General features: G+C 47.0%; 16 protein-coding genes and 1 tRNA gene. 12 read left to right on the forward strand and 5 right to left on the reverse strand.

The annotated features are described in order from the left end of the window. Positions 1 to 4: 4 nt before the first annotated feature. From BOQ04_RS02500 to wrbA, 4 genes are all read right to left on the reverse strand, one after another. Positions 5 to 340 (reverse strand): serine/threonine protein kinase, encoded by a 336-nt coding sequence (locus BOQ04_RS02500; RefSeq protein WP_233126611.1) that lies wholly within the window; start codon positions 338 to 340, stop codon positions 5 to 7. A gap of 202 nt (positions 341 to 542) precedes the next feature. Beyond that, a complete protein-coding gene (locus BOQ04_RS02505; RefSeq protein ID WP_143742146.1) occupies positions 543 to 731 on the reverse strand; it encodes a hypothetical protein in 189 nt (62 codons plus the stop codon). Positions 732 to 848: 117 nt separating this feature from the next. Next, positions 849 to 1,256 carry a DUF2069 domain-containing protein gene (locus tag BOQ04_RS02510; RefSeq protein ID WP_076023214.1) on the reverse strand — a complete coding sequence of 136 codons (408 nt, stop codon included), beginning with the start codon at positions 1,254 to 1,256 and terminating at the stop codon, positions 849 to 851. Between the two features lie 2 nt (positions 1,257 to 1,258). Beyond that, on the reverse strand, positions 1,259 to 1,861 hold the full coding sequence (wrbA, locus tag BOQ04_RS02515) for an NAD(P)H:quinone oxidoreductase (RefSeq protein WP_076023215.1): 603 nt from the start codon (positions 1,859 to 1,861) through the stop codon (positions 1,259 to 1,261). A gap of 22 nt (positions 1,862 to 1,883) precedes the next feature. Between wrbA and BOQ04_RS02520 the strand changes: the two genes are divergently transcribed. From BOQ04_RS02520 to BOQ04_RS02535, 4 genes are all read left to right on the forward strand, one after another. Next, on the forward strand, positions 1,884 to 2,732 hold the full coding sequence (locus BOQ04_RS02520; protein ID WP_076023416.1) for a YihY family inner membrane protein: 849 nt from the start codon (positions 1,884 to 1,886) through the stop codon (positions 2,730 to 2,732). A gap of 75 nt (positions 2,733 to 2,807) precedes the next feature. After that, positions 2,808 to 3,263 (forward strand): CBS domain-containing protein, encoded by a 456-nt coding sequence (locus BOQ04_RS02525; protein WP_076023216.1) that lies wholly within the window; start codon positions 2,808 to 2,810, stop codon positions 3,261 to 3,263. A gap of 68 nt (positions 3,264 to 3,331) precedes the next feature. Further along, a complete protein-coding gene (aroC, locus tag BOQ04_RS02530; protein WP_076023217.1) occupies positions 3,332 to 4,447 on the forward strand; it encodes a chorismate synthase in 1,116 nt (371 codons plus the stop codon). A 17-nt stretch (positions 4,448 to 4,464) separates the two neighbouring features. After that, positions 4,465 to 5,628 (forward strand): MFS transporter, encoded by a 1,164-nt coding sequence (locus tag BOQ04_RS02535; protein ID WP_076023218.1) that lies wholly within the window; start codon positions 4,465 to 4,467, stop codon positions 5,626 to 5,628. A gap of 21 nt (positions 5,629 to 5,649) precedes the next feature. Here the strand turns inward: BOQ04_RS02535 and BOQ04_RS02540 are convergent, their stop codons facing one another. Beyond that, positions 5,650 to 7,320, reverse strand: coding sequence for an electron transfer flavoprotein-ubiquinone oxidoreductase (locus BOQ04_RS02540; RefSeq protein WP_076023219.1), 1,671 nt, complete (start codon positions 7,318 to 7,320; stop codon positions 5,650 to 5,652). Between the two features lie 155 nt (positions 7,321 to 7,475). Between BOQ04_RS02540 and BOQ04_RS02545 the strand changes: the two genes are divergently transcribed. The 8 genes from BOQ04_RS02545 to rpmI all read left to right on the forward strand — a co-directional run bounded on the left by BOQ04_RS02545 (position 7,476) and on the right by rpmI (position 15,883). Continuing rightward, positions 7,476 to 8,171: a CoA transferase subunit A gene (locus tag BOQ04_RS02545; RefSeq protein WP_076023417.1), complete on the forward strand. Its 696-nt coding sequence runs from the start codon at positions 7,476 to 7,478 to the stop codon at positions 8,169 to 8,171. Between the two features lie 46 nt (positions 8,172 to 8,217). Beyond that, positions 8,218 to 8,868 carry a CoA transferase subunit B gene (locus BOQ04_RS02550; RefSeq protein ID WP_076023220.1) on the forward strand — a complete coding sequence of 217 codons (651 nt, stop codon included), beginning with the start codon at positions 8,218 to 8,220 and terminating at the stop codon, positions 8,866 to 8,868. Between the two features lie 35 nt (positions 8,869 to 8,903). Then, on the forward strand, positions 8,904 to 10,760 hold the full coding sequence (locus BOQ04_RS11020) for an alpha/beta fold hydrolase (RefSeq protein ID WP_076023221.1): 1,857 nt from the start codon (positions 8,904 to 8,906) through the stop codon (positions 10,758 to 10,760). Positions 10,761 to 10,824: 64 nt separating this feature from the next. After that, positions 10,825 to 12,831 (forward strand): RelA/SpoT family protein, encoded by a 2,007-nt coding sequence (locus BOQ04_RS02560; RefSeq protein WP_076023222.1) that lies wholly within the window; start codon positions 10,825 to 10,827, stop codon positions 12,829 to 12,831. 21 nt (positions 12,832 to 12,852) lie between these two features. Then, positions 12,853 to 12,929 (forward strand) — tRNA-Val (locus BOQ04_RS02565). A 137-nt stretch (positions 12,930 to 13,066) separates the two neighbouring features. Beyond that, complete coding sequence (thrS, locus tag BOQ04_RS02570) at positions 13,067 to 14,989, forward strand: threonine--tRNA ligase (RefSeq protein ID WP_076023223.1); 1,923 nt, start codon at positions 13,067 to 13,069, stop codon at positions 14,987 to 14,989. Positions 14,990 to 15,022: 33 nt separating this feature from the next. Beyond that, complete coding sequence (infC, locus tag BOQ04_RS02575) at positions 15,023 to 15,556, forward strand: translation initiation factor IF-3 (RefSeq protein ID WP_420875821.1); 534 nt, start codon at positions 15,023 to 15,025, stop codon at positions 15,554 to 15,556. Positions 15,557 to 15,685: 129 nt separating this feature from the next. Beyond that, positions 15,686 to 15,883 carry a 50S ribosomal protein L35 gene (gene rpmI, locus BOQ04_RS02580; protein ID WP_076023225.1) on the forward strand — a complete coding sequence of 66 codons (198 nt, stop codon included), beginning with the start codon at positions 15,686 to 15,688 and terminating at the stop codon, positions 15,881 to 15,883. Positions 15,884 to 15,907: the final 24 nt, after the last annotated feature.

Here is a 15,907-nt window from a genome sequence, read left to right on the forward strand (position 1 = left end):
TAGATTAAGAGGCGCTAGTTGGGGTTGCTGTAGCTGCCACTTTTTTAGCTGGCGCTTTTTTAGCCGCTACTTTTTTGACGGCTGCCTTTTTCGCTGGTGCCTTTTTAGCAGCAACCTTTTTTACGGCTGTTTTTTTAGAAGGAGCTTTCTTAACAGGGGTCTTTTTAGGGGTCTCCTTTTTGTCCATCTTATCTAAGGCTTTAGCAAGCTTGTCGATTAACTTCTCTCTATCGGCTTCTAGTTTGTCTAATTTTTTTAGTAATTGTTTTACTAGTTTCTTCTGGCTCATGAAATTCCTATCTTTATAAAATGAGAGCGCGATCAAAGCATCTGCTCCCATATGCTTGATCCTACGATTTATTGCTCTTTCTTACAAGCATTTATGACATCAAGCGCCTACTTTGTGTGCGTTCTAAATGTAGATTGACTCATCAATAAATGGATGAGAAAGATAGCTCGAAAAGCTTTTCCCTCAAGCGGGGACGTATGTCCGGTAAGGAAAAAACCCTAAATAAATGAATATTTAGGGTTTTGAAGAACTTTTACTCTGGGTGAAAGTTATTGCTTGCCATGAAGCTAATGGTGCGCTCAAAACCAAGAATTCGGATGTAGCGCCATGCGATATCTCGGTATTTGCTGTCTAAATAGCCAATTGCTACTTCAGGGTCGGTCTTTTTTGACAGATCGATCTCTTGAATTGCGCGGGCCCAACGTTTCAGTCTTGTTGACATATTTGCTACCTCCATGGGCATACAACGCATTGGAAAGCAGTCGAGATGACAGAAAAACAAAAAATTACCGATCATTTGAAGAAATTCTGAGAAATGGCTGTTTAACGCCCCAAAACCCTAGTTTTCTTGTGCGGCGAGCTCTTTTGCCAAAGTTTTGGCTCTGGTTTTGATTGGCTTGAGGTAAATGAGCAAGCAAATAAAGGCTAAAGTTGCCAAAATCACCTCTACAAGCGCCATCCAAAAGTTCAGGCCAGTTTCTAGAATACGAACCAAGCCTTCTGTAATGTAAAGGAGGATCAACATAGATGCCCACTGCATTGTGTATACCTTGCCCCTCCAGAGCCCTGGTATGGCAAAAAGGAGTGGTACCCCCTTCAAAACCAACCAAGAGCCGCCAGGACGCAGGGGTGAGATAAACCATTCCCAGGACACGCAAAGAATGAATAAATCAATAAATGCTGCAGTTGCTAAGAGTTGATAGGGATTCTTTGAGAGGATGCTTTGAAGAAAGTGGTTCTGGCGCATGCTTATGCCTCGATTAACTTCAAGGCTGTTTGGGCCAGGCGCTTGCCCTGAGCAATGGCTAGGCGCTGCTCCTCTGGGCTAATCGGGGCATTTCCAGCGGCGTGGGCAAGATGCGTGACGCCGTAAGGGCTGCCGCCCGTGCTTGAGCTCATCAGGTCGGGCTCGCTGTAAGGTAGTCCCAGCACCAACATCCCATGGTGCAGTAAGGGAATCATCATGGTGAGTAAGGTGCTTTCTTGGCCGCCATGCATGCTGCCGGTGCTAGTAAAGACACACGCTGGCTTACCAATCAAGGCTCCGCCGAGCCATTGGGAGGAGCTCCCATCCCAAAAGTACTTCATGGGAGCGGCCATATTCCCAAAGCGAGTAGGGGAGCCTAGGGCAAGGCCGATGCATTCTTGTAGGTCAGTGTATTCAGCATAAGGGGCACCATCGCTGGGTACAGCCGCTTGTGTCGCCTCGCAAACCGTGGAGATTGCAGGAACTGTGCGCAGGCGGGCATTAGCTCCTGGTACGCTTTCGATACCTTCAGCAATCAGGCGCGCCAAATCTCTGGTGGCGCCGTAGCGGGAGTAGTACAAAACTAAAATATCGTGATGACTCATATTGATCTCTTATGATACGGCGATGCGCCTATTTCGTAACCCCCAATTATGGCTTGCTCTTGCGAAAGAGATATGGGAGCGTAATCGCGGCCAAAATCTACAGCAAGTTGCGGCCAGCCTAGCATTCACCACAACCTTGTCGCTGGTTCCGATGGTTACGGTTGCCTCGATTTTGCTCAGTTACCTACCCAGGGTGATTCAGATCAAAAATGCGGTGCAAAACTGGCTGCTCGATACCTATATGCCGGGTGGTTTAAATACCCAGGTTTTCTTGTACATCAATCAATTTTCATCAAAGGCAAAAGGTCTCACCCTGGTAGGTTCCTTGGGGCTGGTGATCACTACCATGATGACCATGATGGTGATTGAGAGGGCATTCAATCAGTTATTTCGGGTTCAGAAAAGGCGCCCATTCATCAATAAAATAGCGATTTATTTGACTGCCACGATCCTTGGTCCAATCCTCCTGGGTTGTGGAATTTATCTAAGCGGTCTCTTGTTAAGTGCTGCAGAGGGGTGGACTCCAGCGCTCACCTTTGGCTTAGGCTTGTTTGCTACGGTTGCTCCGGTGTTTTTGGCAGTTGCTGTTTATGCCGTCGCTTACAAGTATTTGCCCTATGCCAAAATACTATGGAAGGATGCCCTGAGCGGTGCGCTGTTTGCTGCGCTGGCATTTGAAATCATGAAATTTGGTTTCGGCTTCTTCTTGACCAATGCCGTGTTTTATAAGACGGTCTACGGGGCCTTTGCCATCTTCCCTTTGGCGCTGACATGGATTTATCTAACCTGGTGGATCACCTTGGCTGGGGCCGTATTAGTGGCTAATCTACCGAAGATTCGTAGCGGTCTTATTAGGGTTATTCGCTACTGAATCAAACTATCCTGTTCTTGATTCTATTTAGGCTTGGGAATATATTGAAGCTATCAATCTAATGCTGGAGACCAAATGAAAGTTCGTGACATCTTGCGCGTGAAGGGTAGCACCCTGTTTACCGTAGCTCCAGAGACAGCATTACAAACTGCTGTGCTTGTCATGAGTGAGCATGATATTGGTTCATTGGTGGTGATGGAGTACGACAAGTTAGTAGGAATTCTCACCTTCCGTGAGGTGATATCTGCGCTTGCCAAGCATCATGGCAAGTTGGATGGATTGCAAGTCAATTCGGTAATGAATGCGACGCCACTGACCTGCAATATGGAAACTGAGATTGAGGAAGTGCGCAGAATGATGCTGGTGGAGCATGCTCGCTACTTACCGGTTATTGATCAAAAAATGTTGATGGGTGTCATTTCTTTCTACGACGTGGCTAAGTCGGTTGTAGAGGCTCAGGACTTTGAGAATACGATGCTCAAGGGTTACATTCGCGATTGGCCGGAAGATACAACAAAGGCAACTACTTAAAATTCAATCAGGCGGGGCCTCGATACACGCTCTACCCACTCCCGGCCGACAGATGACATAATGTCGATATGTCAGGAAATACATTAGGCCTTCTCTTTACGGTCACCACATTTGGTGAGTCCCATGGTCCCGCTATTGGTGCGGTAGTTGATGGTTGCCCTCCTGGAATGGCGCTGTGCGAAGCTGATCTACAGATCGATTTAGATCGCCGTAAGCCAGGAACCTCCCGTCATGTTACCCAGCGCAAAGAAGAGGATAAGGTTGAAATTTTGTCAGGCGTATACGAAGGCAAAACGACTGGTGCCCCTATTGGTTTGTTGATTCGCAATACCGATCAGCGCAGCCAAGATTATGGCAATATTTTGCAAACCTTTAGACCTGGTCATGCAGACTATGCCTATCACTACAAATATGGTTTACGTGACCCGCGTGGCGGTGGTCGTTCTTCCGCACGCTTAACTGCGCCAGTTGTCGCAGCCGCCGCGATTGCAAAAAAATGGTTGTATGAAAAATATGGCACGCAGTTTTATGGTTACATGAGTCAATTGGGTGAAGTTGAAATTCCTTTTGAAGACGCTGCGCAGATTGAGAAAAATCCCTTTTTTGCCGCTAATAGCGCAATCATTCCAAAGTTAGAAGCCTACATGGATGATTTGCGTAAATCAGGCGATTCATGTGGAGCAAAAATTGAGGTGCGGGCGCGCAATGTGCCAATTGGTTTGGGTGAGCCGCTCTTCGATAAATTAGATGCCGATATTGCACATGCCATGATGGGAATCAATGCCGTGAAAGGTGTTGAGATTGGCTCTGGATTTAAGTCTGTTGCGCAGCGTGGTAGTGAGCATGGAGATGAATTGCATCCCGATGGTTTTGCTAGTAATCATGCTGGTGGCACCCTTGGAGGAATTAGCAGCGGTCAAGATTTGCGCGTATCGATTGCAATAAAGCCTACCTCTAGTATTTTGAGCCCCAAACAATCTATTGATTGGGAGGGTAAGCCAATTACGGTTCAGACTAAGGGCCGTCATGACCCTTGCGTGGGCATTCGTGCTACACCCATTGCCGAAGCCATGTTGGCCTTGGTATTGATGGATCATGTTTTGCGCCATCGAGCTCAATGTGGCGATGTTTCTTTACCAATTCCGCCTATTCCAGCTGCTCGCCCTGGCTCAGTGAGCGATTAAATGATTCAAAAAGAAAAATGACGCCTTCTGTGCGCTGGGCCTTCGGGTCCTTTTTCTTTTTATATTTTGCTTATGTTGGCTTGGTTTCTCCATACGCCAGCCTCTTTTTCTTAGGTCGCGACTTTTCTGTCATGGAGATCGCGGTCTTAATGTCGATGCTCCAAATTACTCGCATCATTGGACCATTTTCTTGGGGTTGGTTATCTGATTACCTCTCCAACCGAATTGGCATTATTCGATTTTGTGCTTGCTTAGCTGCATTGGTTTTTTTGGCCATTTTTTTCTTGCACACCTACCTCGCTTTTTTTCTGTGGATGTTTATTCTCCACACGATTCTCAGTAGTTTGATGCCTTTGGGGGAGTCAGCAACCGTGCATGCTTTATTCAGAGATAACTCTTTTGATAAGCGTTATGGCCGCCTGCGTCTCTGGGGTTCCATTGGGTTTATAGCGATGGTGCTATTTGCTGGAGATCTTTTTCAGCGAATGGGAATTGAGTACTACCCACTCGTTGGTGCAATTGTGCTGATTTTTCTGGCGCTCGTAACATTTCGCTTACATGAGCCTAAACGCGAGCGTCATAAAATGGTGAAGGGCGAACTATTGGTGGTACTCTTGAATCCAGATGTGCGTTGGTTTTTGGTATCTGGATTTTTTATGGTTTTTGCCCATGCCGCTTTATATGTTTTCTATTCTTTGTACTTGGCAAATTTGGGTTATGACAAGTTTCAAATTGGATTATTTTGGGCGCTCGGGGTTTTTGCCGAAGTCATCTTCTTTTTTTATCAAAGTAAGGTACTGAGTCGCCTTGACTCAGAGGTGGTCTTGCAGGGCGCCTTTGGGATTGGCGTGATTCGATTTGTATTAATTGCTTTCTTTCCTGTAAGTTGGGTATTAATCTTGGCTCAAGTTATGCACGCGGGGACCTTTGCAGCGCACCACAGTGCTGCAACCAAGTTATTGCAACGCTGGTTTACTGGACCATTGCAGGCTCGGGGTCAAGCGCTGATGGCTACCGTCTCCTATGGATTGGGGGGAACACTTGGTGGTTTGTGTGCTGGCTGGATCTGGGATCAATTCCAGCCGCGAGATGTATTCGTTATGTCTGCACTGGCATGCGCTCTGGCGGGCATGGCAATTCAAAAACTAAGGCCGCGCCGCTACCCTTTGCGCAAAGAGTAGGGACGCCTTGTTGTAGGTTCCCTACATCGAGGCGTAATTAGGGCCGCCACCACCTTCAGGCGTTACCCAAATAATATTTTGGGTAGGATCTTTAATGTCACAAGTTTTGCAATGTACGCAATTTTGCGAATTAATTTGCAAGCGCGCTTTGCCATCAGTCTCGATGTATTCATAAACGCCAGCAGGGCAGTAACGCTGCTCTGGGCCTGCATAGTTTTTGAGATTGATATCAACCGGAACAGAGGCATTTTTGAGGGTTAAATGAATGGGTTGATTTTCAGCGTGATTGGTATTAGAAATAAATACAGATGAAAGGCGATCAAATGTAAGCTTGCCATCAGGCTTTGGATAATTAATTGGTTTATGCAGGGCAGCTGGTTCGAGGCACTCATGGTCTGCATGTTTTAAATGGATTGTCCATGGCATATTGCCACCGAGAATCTTTTGTTCAAGGCCAACCATGATGGTGCCCATATACAAGCCTTTAGACATCCAAGGTTTAAAGTTACGGGCTTGGTTCAGTTCCGTATGTAGCCAGCTATGCTCGAATGACTGTGGGTAGGTGGTTAGTAAGTCAGCAGAGCGATTTTCATTGATGGCTGCTACAGCAGCTTGCGCTGCCAACATGCCGGTTTTAATGGCCGCGTGACTGCCCTTGATGCGGGAGGCGTTTAAGAAGCCTGCATCGTCACCAATTAAGGCGCCACCTGGGAAGATTGTTTTGGGCAGGCTATTAAGACCCCCTGCAGTGAGGGCACGAGCACCATAGGCAATGCGTTTACCACCCTCAAAAGTTTCGCGAATTTTTGGATGTAATTTATAGCGTTGAAACTCTTCAAAAGGGGAGAGGTAGGGGTTCTTATATGAAAGACCAACCACCAGGCCTACTGCAACCTGGTTATCGCCCAGGTGGTAGAGGAAGGAGCCGCCGTACGTATCGCTGTCTAAGGGCCAGCCTGCTGTGTGAACAACTAATCCAGGCTTGCTCTTAGAGGGCTCAATCTCCCAAAGCTCCTTAATACCAATACCGTAACTTTGTGGATCGGCATCCTTATCCAGGGCATATTTAGAGATCAATTGCTTGCCTAGATGTCCGCGTGAGCCTTCAGCAAATAAGGTGTATTTGGCCCGCAGTTCCATGCCCAGTTGAAATTGGTCGGTGGGCTGCCCCTCTTTATCCAGACCCATAGAGCCAGTAATAACGCCACACACCGCACCTTGCTCATCGTACAAAATTTGTGCCGCCGGAAACCCAGGGAAAATTTCCACGCCGAGGGCTTCTGCCTGCTCGCCAAGCCAGCGAGTAATGTTAGCCAAGCTAACAATGTAATTTCCTTCGTTTTTAAAACAATGCGGCAAAAGCCAGTTAGGGACTTGATAAGATTGATTTGCGGTAAGAAATAAAAATTGGTCTGCTCTTACTTCGGTATTGAGTGGTGCGCCAAGCTCTTTCCAGTTCGGGAATAGTTCCGTAAGCGCTTTAGGATCCATCACTGCGCCAGACAAAATATGCGCGCCGATTTCAGAGCCTTTTTCTAGGACGCAAACGCTGATTTCTTTACCGGATTCATTGGCAAGCTGCTTTGCTTTGATAGCTGCGGATAGACCTGCTGGCCCACCCCCAACAATTACCAGGTCGTAGTCCATTGAGTCTCTTGGACCAAACTGTTCGAGTAATTCCTGGGCGTTCATGCAAATTCTCCGAGATATCTTAAAAATTGGGTATTACAGCCATCATAGTTTATTTCTGAGCCAAAAAACCCAGCTTGGTGCCTGCTAGGGTTGCCCCGAAGGGCTAAAGCGTTATGATTGGTTTTTTACTCTTATTGGCAATATTAGGAAAAGCTATGAATAAAACCTACCCATCGGCCGTAGAAGCCTTGCGGGATATTTTGAAGGATGGTCAAAAACTGGCTGTTGGCGGTTTTGGCTTGTGTGGAATCCCAGAGGCTTTGATTTTGGCGGTCAAAGATTTGGGTGCTCAAAATTTGACGGCTGTTTCTAATAATGCTGGGGTAGATGGTTTTGGTTTAGGTATTTTGCTGAACTCCCGCCAAGTTAAAAAAATGATCGCTTCATACGTTGGAGAAAATAAAGAGTTTGAGCGCCAATACTTAGCAGGTGAACTCGAGTTGGAATTTACGCCACAAGGAACCTTGGCTGAAAAGTTGCGCGCAGGAGGTTGCGGTATTCCGGCTTTTTACACGAAGACTGGTGTTGGTACTTTGGTTGCTGAGGGTAAAGAAGAAAAAGAATTTGATGGTGAGAAATACATCATGGAGCGTTCGATTGTTTCCGATATCTCGTTAGTGAAGGCATGGAAAGCTGATCGTTCGGGTAATCTGGTGTATCGACACACTGCTCGCAATTTCAATCCAGTCGTAGCAATGGCTGGCAAGATCACCGTTGCTGAGGTCGAAGAGATTGTTGAGAACGGTCATTTGGATCCAGCGGAAATTCATACTCCAGGAATTTATGTGCATCGCTTGGTGGTGAACAAAAATCCTGAGAAGCGCATTGAACAAAGAACCTTGGCCCCTTAATTGCGGCCCATTCATACAGCACTGATAGATATTAAGGAAGATCGATATGCCTTGGAATAGAGATGAGATGGCAGCACGCGCTGCTAAAGAGTTAAAAGATGGCTATTACGTAAACCTCGGAATTGGTATACCAACCCTTGTGGCCAATCATGTGCCGCCCGGAATGGAAGTTTGGCTTCAATCTGAAAATGGTCTGTTGGGAATCGGCCCCTTTCCAACGGAAGATCAGATAGATGCTGATTTGATTAATGCCGGCAAGCAAACTATTACAACCCTGCCAGGTTCCTCCATTTTTTCATCTGCCGATGCATTTGGAATGATTCGTGGCGGCAAAATCAATATTGCTTTCTTGGGTGCAATGCAGGTCAGTGAGCACGGTGATATTGCCAACTGGATGATTCCAGGAAAAATGGTGAAGGGCATGGGTGGGGCCATGGATTTGGTTGCTGGAGTCAAGCACGTGGTCGTGCTGATGGAGCACGTTGCCAAGAAAAAAGACGGCACTGAAGAAATCAAGATTCTGCCCAAATGCACATTGCCCTTAACTGGCCTGCGCGTGATTAGTCGCATCATTACTGATTTGTGCGTATTGGATATCACTCCAAAGGGTTTAAAACTAGTTGAATTGGCGCCTGGCGTCAGCAAGGAAGAAGTGATTGCCAAAACAGGCGCCCCTGTTGACACTACTGGTTTCTAACTGCTGCATCCAATTGATGGAATAATGGAAGCACCATGTCTGGCTTCCATCATCATTCCCACGGAAAAAAACACCATCACTCTCATCGGGCTGTAGAGAGTGACCCCGCTTTGCATGCCCATAAAAAAGGGGATGCAAAGCATTGCCATACAAAAGAAGCTTCAAATCAAAACCTGCTTCTCATCGCACTCGTTTTAACATTAGGGTTTTCTGTAGTTGAGGGTGCAGCAGCCTATTTCGCTGGTTCCCTTGCGCTGATTTCAGATGCCGGTCACATGGTGACTGATGCCGCTGCTTTAGGTTTGGCGCTCTTTGCACAAATTATTTCTCGGCGACCACCATCATCTAAACATTCATTTGGATTTGGTCGTGCAGAGGCCTTGGCAGCCTTTGTTAATAGTATTGCCATGCTTGTATTGGTAGCGTGGATTGTGATTGAGGCTATTAGTCGTTTCTATACACCACACGTCGTTGATGGTTATACCGTTTCCGTGGTCGCAGCGATTGGTTTACTCATGAATATCGTAGTGGCCTTGGTGCTTTCTCGGGATCAGCGCAGTGTCAATACACGCGCAGCCTTGGTCCATGTGATGGGCGATCTTCTTGGATCAGTAGCTGCTTTGGCTGCAGGCTTAATCATTCAATTTACTGGTTGGATGCCAATTGATGCCATTCTCTCGATATTGGTCTCGCTGCTCATTCTGAGGTCGACCATTTCGATTCTGCATGAGTCCTTCCATTTTTTGATGGAAGGGGTTCCACTGCATATTAATTACCTTGAGGTAGGGGGTGAGTTAAAAAAAATTGCGGGGGTATCAGCCGTGCATGATTTGCATGTATGGGAAATGACGCCAAATTTTCCAGCCCTGATTGGCCATATTGAAATTGAAGATATGCATCAATGGCCCGAAATTATGTCGCGCATTCGTGTGATGCTGCTTGAAAAATACGGCATTGACCACGTCACCTTGCAACCAGAACAAATTGGCCCAGATGATGTTCATGAGCATGATCATGCCCATGAACATGTTGAACATTGCGGCGATACCCTCTATGTGCTGTGTGGTGAGGGTGAGGGCGTGCATCGCATGGCATACCACGCCTGGGGTAATCCTGAGAATCCCAGGGTATTGATTTGTGTTCATGGCCTGACAAGGCGTGGTAGCGATTTCAATACGCTTGCGCAAGCAATGTGCAAAGACTATTACGTGGTGTGTCCTGATATCGTTGGTCGTGGAAATTCGGATCGCTTAAGTAATCCAATGCTGTATGCGGTGCCCCAATATGTTGCCGACATGATGAGCCTTGTGAAGCATTTAGGCGTATCTCATGTTGATTGGTTTGGTACCTCAATGGGTGGCTTGATTGGGATAGTTTATGCATCCATGCCAAATTCGCCTATTCGTCGCATGCTCATTAATGATGTGGGTCCGCGAATTGAGCCCGAGTCACTCAAGCGCTTAGGTTCCTATGTTGGCCAGCCTTTTGCATTTGCTAATCGGGCAGACGCATTGGAACGCCTTAATCAAATTTGCACCACCTTTGGCGAGCATACCCCCCAAGAGTGGGAAATCTATAACGGTCCAATGTTGGTTGAGCGAGATGGAATGTGGGTAATGCATTACGACCCAGCGATTTCGGTTCCATTTGCCTCTATTAACCCAGTCATGGCAAAAGCGGGTGAAGTTGCTATGTGGCACGCCTTCAAGCAAATTCACTGTCCTATGTTGATTGTGCGGGGTGGGAATTCGGATTTACTCTCATCGGCTACGGCTGCAGAAATGTGCAAAGTCAATCCACATGCAAGAGTGATTGAAATACCCGGTGTTGGTCATGCTCCCGCCTTTGTCAAGACGGAGCAGATTGCTTTAGCAAAAGAATTCTTTAGCTAATCTTTTACTCTTTCTTAGATTCATTTCGGGAGAGATTCATGATTGAGGAATAGCGGAAGCGGTAATGGCAATTTCAACTCAAAAAATTCAGATAGTCGACGGCTGGTATGGTGAGCCTGCTGAGCAGCATGCTGCTGGAGTAGTGACGCTTTTGGAAATGTTGAATTTGGATTCGGCCACACTATTGGCGGCGAAAAATATTGCCCGTACACATGGTAAAGAATCCTTAGTTAAATTAATTGGTGAAGAGCCCGCCAAGTTGCTAATTGGTTATCGCGGCCTACGTCAGGCGCAAGCTAAGTTAGTTCGGGAAGATGGTGGGCTAAGCGTTTCCGGCCAGGAAGAAATGCTGCGCAAAATGCTTTTGGCTTTTGGTGATGATTTGCGGGTCGTCTTAATTTACTTGGCATCTCGCTTGCAAACTCTACGCTGGATTACCCAAGAGAAGATCCCTATGCCTGCACCATGGGCACAAGAGATTCTTGATATTGATGCTTCATTGGCCAATAGACTGGGTATCTGGCAAATGAAGTGGGAGATGGAAGATTTAGCATTCCGGACTTTATCCCCCCAGATTTATCGTGATATCGCCAAAATGCTCGATGCCAAAAGAATTGAGCGAGAAGCTTTTATTGAGCAGATTGTTGCTCGCCTCAAAGAGGAATTAAGTGCAGTCAATATCGCAGGGGAAGTGCTTGGTCGCCCTAAGCACATCTACAGCATTTGGAAAAAGATGCAAGGAAAGTCCTTAGACTTTGCTAACTTATACGATGTGCGCGCGTTTCGAGTAATGGTAGACGATGTCAAATCGTGTTACGCCATTTTGGGAATTGTGCACAATGTCTGGCAACCTGTGCCACGCGAGTTTGATGATTACATTGCAAGGCCCAAGCCTAATGGCTATCAATCCCTGCACACCGTTGTAATGGATGAGGATGGCACTGCATTTGAAATTCAGATTCGTACTCATGAGATGCATCAACAAGCGGAGTATGGCCTGGCTGCGCACTGGCGCTATAAAGAGGGTGCTTATGTTGGCATGGCAACGCCAGCAAAATCAAGTAATACCGCCAATCCTCATCATGCAACCGGAACACATAGTGCCCAAGTAGCTTATGAGCGACAAATTGCCTGGGCTAGGCAATTAATTTCTTGGAAAGAGGATGCTTGGGAGCAACTCAAGCATCACGAGATCGACGATCATATTTATGTCCTTACGCCATTGGGAAAAGTAATCTCACTCGAAAAGGGTTCGTCACCTATCGACTTTGCCTATGCAGTACATACCGATTTGGGTCATCGTTGTCGTGGGGCTAGAGTAGATGGCGCCATGGTTCCTTTGGATACGCCTTTACAAAATGGACAAACCATTGAAATCATTGCGGTTAAGCACGGTGGCCCATCGCGGGATTGGATTAGCCCCGATCGTAATTACTTGCGCTCCCATAGGGCTCGAACTCGTGTGCGAGCTTGGTTTAATGCGCTTGACGATGAAGAGGCAGGGCAGGGCAGCAAAGCGTCTGAGGTCAAGGTAGATTTAAAGTCTGATGCTAAGCCAAGCACACCAGCAATCGTATTGCGCCATAGTAGTCATAAGCAGGTCAAGGGTGGTGATGTCTTGGTGGTTGGCGTGGATTCCTTGTTAACTCAATTGGCGCGCTGCTGCCGTCCTGTCCCACCCGATTCGATTGCTGGGTTTGTTACCCAGGGTAGAGGTGTATCGATTCACCGCCGTGCTTGCAAAACGTTTAAGGGCTTATTAGAAAGGGCGCCTGAGCGGGTGATTCAAACGGCATGGAGCCAATCAGCTGCTAGCGATAGTAAAAATGATCAAAAGCGAGTCTTTCCGGCCGACCTGGCTGTCACGGGGCTGGACCGCCCGGAGTTAATGCGCGAGTTATTTGAAATCCTTACGCGGCAAGGCATTCACGTGATTGACCTGCGTAAATCCGCCCGAAAAGGCTTGGCACAGATCCTGTTGACGGTGGAGGTAAAGGATTCTGAAGTGCTGCGGATAGTCCAAAACAGCCTTGAAGAAGTCAAAGGGGTGACCCAAGTGCGCCGCCGGTGATAAACTCTTGGTCTGATATATAGGCTCGTAGCTCAGCTGGTTAGAGCACCACCTTGACATGGTGGGGGTCGTTGGTTCGAGTCCAATCGAGCCTACCAACGAATAAAGACCCAAAAGGGAATACCCAAACCGGGAAAGCCCAAGAGGCGCGGATGCCCCAAAGCTACCGCGCTTTCTTTTTGGGAAAGATGTCTGTTATGAAGTTCAGTAAATAAGCAAATAAGATAGGGTCATTATGCTTGTAGTTACTCTGCCCGATGGATCAAAACGTGAGTTTGAGGCACCAGTTCGCGTAGCGGATGTGGCCCAAAGCATTGGTAGTGGTCTTGCAAAAGCTGCTTTAGGCGGTATCGTTGATGGCAAGATGGTGGATACCAGCTTTGTCATTGATAAAGATAGTCAATTAGCCATCATCACTGATAAAAGTCCGGAAGCGCTTGAGATTGTGCGCCACTCTACAGCGCACTTATTGGCATACGCTGTTAAAGAACTATTCCCAGAAGCGCAAGTCACGATTGGTCCAGTGATCGAGAATGGTTTTTACTATGATTTCTCATATCACCGCCCATTTACGCCAGATGACTTAGTTGCTTTAGAAAAGAAAATGACTGAGCTCGCGAAAAAAGATGAGCCAGTAACACGCACCGTAATGCCACGCGATGACGCGGTAGAGTTTTTCAAGAAGCAGGGTGAAAACTACAAAGCAGAACTGATTGCCAGCATCCCACAGGGCGAAGATGTTTCTTTGTATGCTGAAGGCAGGTTCACTGATTTATGCCGTGGCCCACACGTGCCATCTACTGGCAAACTGAAGGTCTTTAAGCTGCAAAGCGTTGCAGGCGCTTATTGGCGTGGTGACAGTAAGAATGAGATGCTGCAGCGTATTTACGGTACTGCATGGTTGCGCAAAGAAGACCAGGATGCTTATTTACTCATGCTTGAAGAATCCGAAAAGCGTGATCACCGACGTCTCGGCAAATTGCTTGATCTCTTTCATTTTCAATCGGAAGCGCCAGGCTTAATTTTCTGGCACCCAAAAGGTTGGTCCATTTGGCAAGAAGTTGAGCAATACATGCGTCGCGTGTATCAGCAAGAGGGTTACCAAGAAGTCAAAGCGCCGCAGATTTTGGATCGAGGGCTCTGGGAAAAATCAGGCCACTGGGAAAACTACAAAGAAAATATGTTCACAACGGAGTCGGAGAATCGTGCTTATGCATTAAAGCCAATGAACTGTCCTGGCCACGTACAAATTTATAACTCAGGTTTGCATAGTTATCGTGAGCTGCCATTACGTTTTGGTGAGTTCGGTCAATGTCACCGCAATGAACCGTCAGGTGCATTACATGGTCTGATGCGCGTGCGTGGCTTCACGCAAGATGACGGTCATATTTTCTGTACGGAAGACCAAATTCAATCTGAAGTTGCTGCTTTTGATAAAGCAGTTCGTGCTGTTTACCAAGACTTTGGTTTCACCGAGGTTGCTGTAAAGCTAGCCTTACGTCCTGCTAAGCGCGTTGGTGACGATGCCATTTGGGATAAAGCTGAAGAAGCCCTTCGCGGCGCTTTAAAGGCATCTGGCCAGGAATGGGAAGAATTACCAGGTGAGGGTGCTTTTTATGGTCCAAAAATCGAATATCACCTAAAAGACTCCATTGGGCGTACGTGGCAGTGTGGCACGATTCAGGTGGATTTCTCCATGCCAGCCCGTTTAGGTGCTGAATATGTCGCCGAAGACAACAGCCGCAAGACCCCAGTGATGCTCCATAGGGCAATTGTGGGCTCTTTAGAGCGTTTTATTGGTATTTTGATCGAAAATCACGCTGGAAACATGCCGGTTTGGCTTGCTCCAACCCAGGCTGTAGTTCTTAATATTTCAGGAAATTCTGCTGCATACGCACAACAAGTTCAGCAATCTCTGAAAAAACAAGGGTTTAGAGTCGAATCTGATTTGCGGAATGAGAAAATTACGTATAAAATACGCGAGCACGCATTACAGAAGATTCCATTTTTGCTAGTTGTTGGCGATAAAGAGTGTGAAAGTAATACGGTGGCCGTTCGTGCCCGTGGCGGAGTTGATCTAGGTGTAATGCCTCTTGATGCCTTCGTTGCCCGACTCCAGCAGGATATATCCCAGAAAGTCGGACCCGAGCCTAGCTAGGGGTGGAACGGTTTTTATTGTTTTTTTAAAGGAATTAAGAAGATCGCTACTGATAAATCGCAGCGCATTAACCGGGAAATTACTGCTCCTGAAGTGCGTCTGATTGGAATGGATGGTGAGCCCATCGGTGTAGTTAAGTTGAGTGAAGCCTTGGCTTTGGCAGAAGAGAAAGAGACCGATTTGGTTGAGATTGCTCCAACTGCTGTGCCACCTGTAGTCCGCATCATGGACTTCGGCAAATTCAAGTACCAAGAAGCTAAGCGGATGCATGAAGCGAAGCTTAAGCAGAAGGTGATTCAGGTGAAGGAGGTTAAATTCCGTCCCGGCACTGACGATGGTGACTACGGTGTGAAGCTGCGCAACCTAATCCGTTTTTTGGAAGATGGCGACAAAACAAAGATTACGCTTCGTTTTCGGGGTCGAGAAATGGCCCACCAAGAAATCGGAGTCAGAATGTTGGAACGTTTGAAGTTGGACCTGCAAGAGTATGGTCAAGTTGAACAGTTTCCGAAGATGGAGGGTCGTCAGATGGTGATGGTATTGGCCCCAATTCGTAAGGCTAAGTAACAAGTAGTAATGCTTGTTGTTTAAGTAGGGAGGTGTCGCAAGACACTGGTTGTTGGAAGTGTTTCTAGGTACAGGAAGAGTAACCGTCGGTTACCACCTATGTTGCACATGCAGATGAAGGGGTGCTTTATGCCCAAGATGAAGAGCAAGAGTAGCGCTAAAAAGCGCTTCACGGTTCGCGCAGGCGGATCGATTAAACGAGGACAGGCTTTCAAACGCCACATCCTCACGAAAAAAACCACAAAGAACAAGCGTCACTTGCGTGGTTCAACTGAAGTTGCGAAGTCAGACGTTAAGTCAATTCGCTCTATGCTTCCTTACGCTTAACCTCAGACTAGATAGGAGAACTAA

Source organism: Polynucleobacter sphagniphilus (genome assembly GCF_001953355.1).
In the GTDB taxonomy this organism is placed as follows: domain Bacteria; phylum Pseudomonadota; class Gammaproteobacteria; order Burkholderiales; family Burkholderiaceae; genus Polynucleobacter; species Polynucleobacter sphagniphilus.

Bases quoted from the DNA above. Each gene is read 5' to 3' on its own strand.
- BOQ04_RS02550 (WP_076023220.1), top strand. From the start codon at position 8,218: ATGCCTTGGAATAGAGATGAGATGGCAGCACGCGCTGCTAAAGAGTTA.
- BOQ04_RS02540 (WP_076023219.1), bottom strand. From the start codon at position 7,320: ATGAACGCCCAGGAATTACTCGAACAGTTTGGTCCAAGAGACTCAATG.
- BOQ04_RS02525 (WP_076023216.1), top strand. From the start codon at position 2,808: ATGAAAGTTCGTGACATCTTGCGCGTGAAGGGTAGCACCCTGTTTACC.
- wrbA (WP_076023215.1), bottom strand. From the start codon at position 1,861: ATGAGTCATCACGATATTTTAGTTTTGTACTACTCCCGCTACGGCGCC.
- BOQ04_RS02510 (WP_076023214.1), bottom strand. From the start codon at position 1,256: ATGCGCCAGAACCACTTTCTTCAAAGCATCCTCTCAAAGAATCCCTAT.
- BOQ04_RS11020 (WP_076023221.1), top strand. From the start codon at position 8,904: ATGTCTGGCTTCCATCATCATTCCCACGGAAAAAAACACCATCACTCT.
- BOQ04_RS02535 (WP_076023218.1), top strand. From the start codon at position 4,465: ATGACGCCTTCTGTGCGCTGGGCCTTCGGGTCCTTTTTCTTTTTATAT.
- BOQ04_RS02545 (WP_076023417.1), top strand. From the start codon at position 7,476: ATGAATAAAACCTACCCATCGGCCGTAGAAGCCTTGCGGGATATTTTG.
- BOQ04_RS02505 (WP_143742146.1), bottom strand. From the start codon at position 731: ATGTCAACAAGACTGAAACGTTGGGCCCGCGCAATTCAAGAGATCGAT.
- aroC (WP_076023217.1), top strand. From the start codon at position 3,332: ATGTCAGGAAATACATTAGGCCTTCTCTTTACGGTCACCACATTTGGT.
- thrS (WP_076023223.1), top strand. From the start codon at position 13,067: ATGCTTGTAGTTACTCTGCCCGATGGATCAAAACGTGAGTTTGAGGCA.
- rpmI (WP_076023225.1), top strand. From the start codon at position 15,686: ATGCCCAAGATGAAGAGCAAGAGTAGCGCTAAAAAGCGCTTCACGGTT.
- BOQ04_RS02560 (WP_076023222.1), top strand. From the start codon at position 10,825: ATGGCAATTTCAACTCAAAAAATTCAGATAGTCGACGGCTGGTATGGT.
- BOQ04_RS02520 (WP_076023416.1), top strand. From the start codon at position 1,884: ATGCGCCTATTTCGTAACCCCCAATTATGGCTTGCTCTTGCGAAAGAG.
- BOQ04_RS02500 (WP_233126611.1), bottom strand. From the start codon at position 340: ATGGGAGCAGATGCTTTGATCGCGCTCTCATTTTATAAAGATAGGAAT.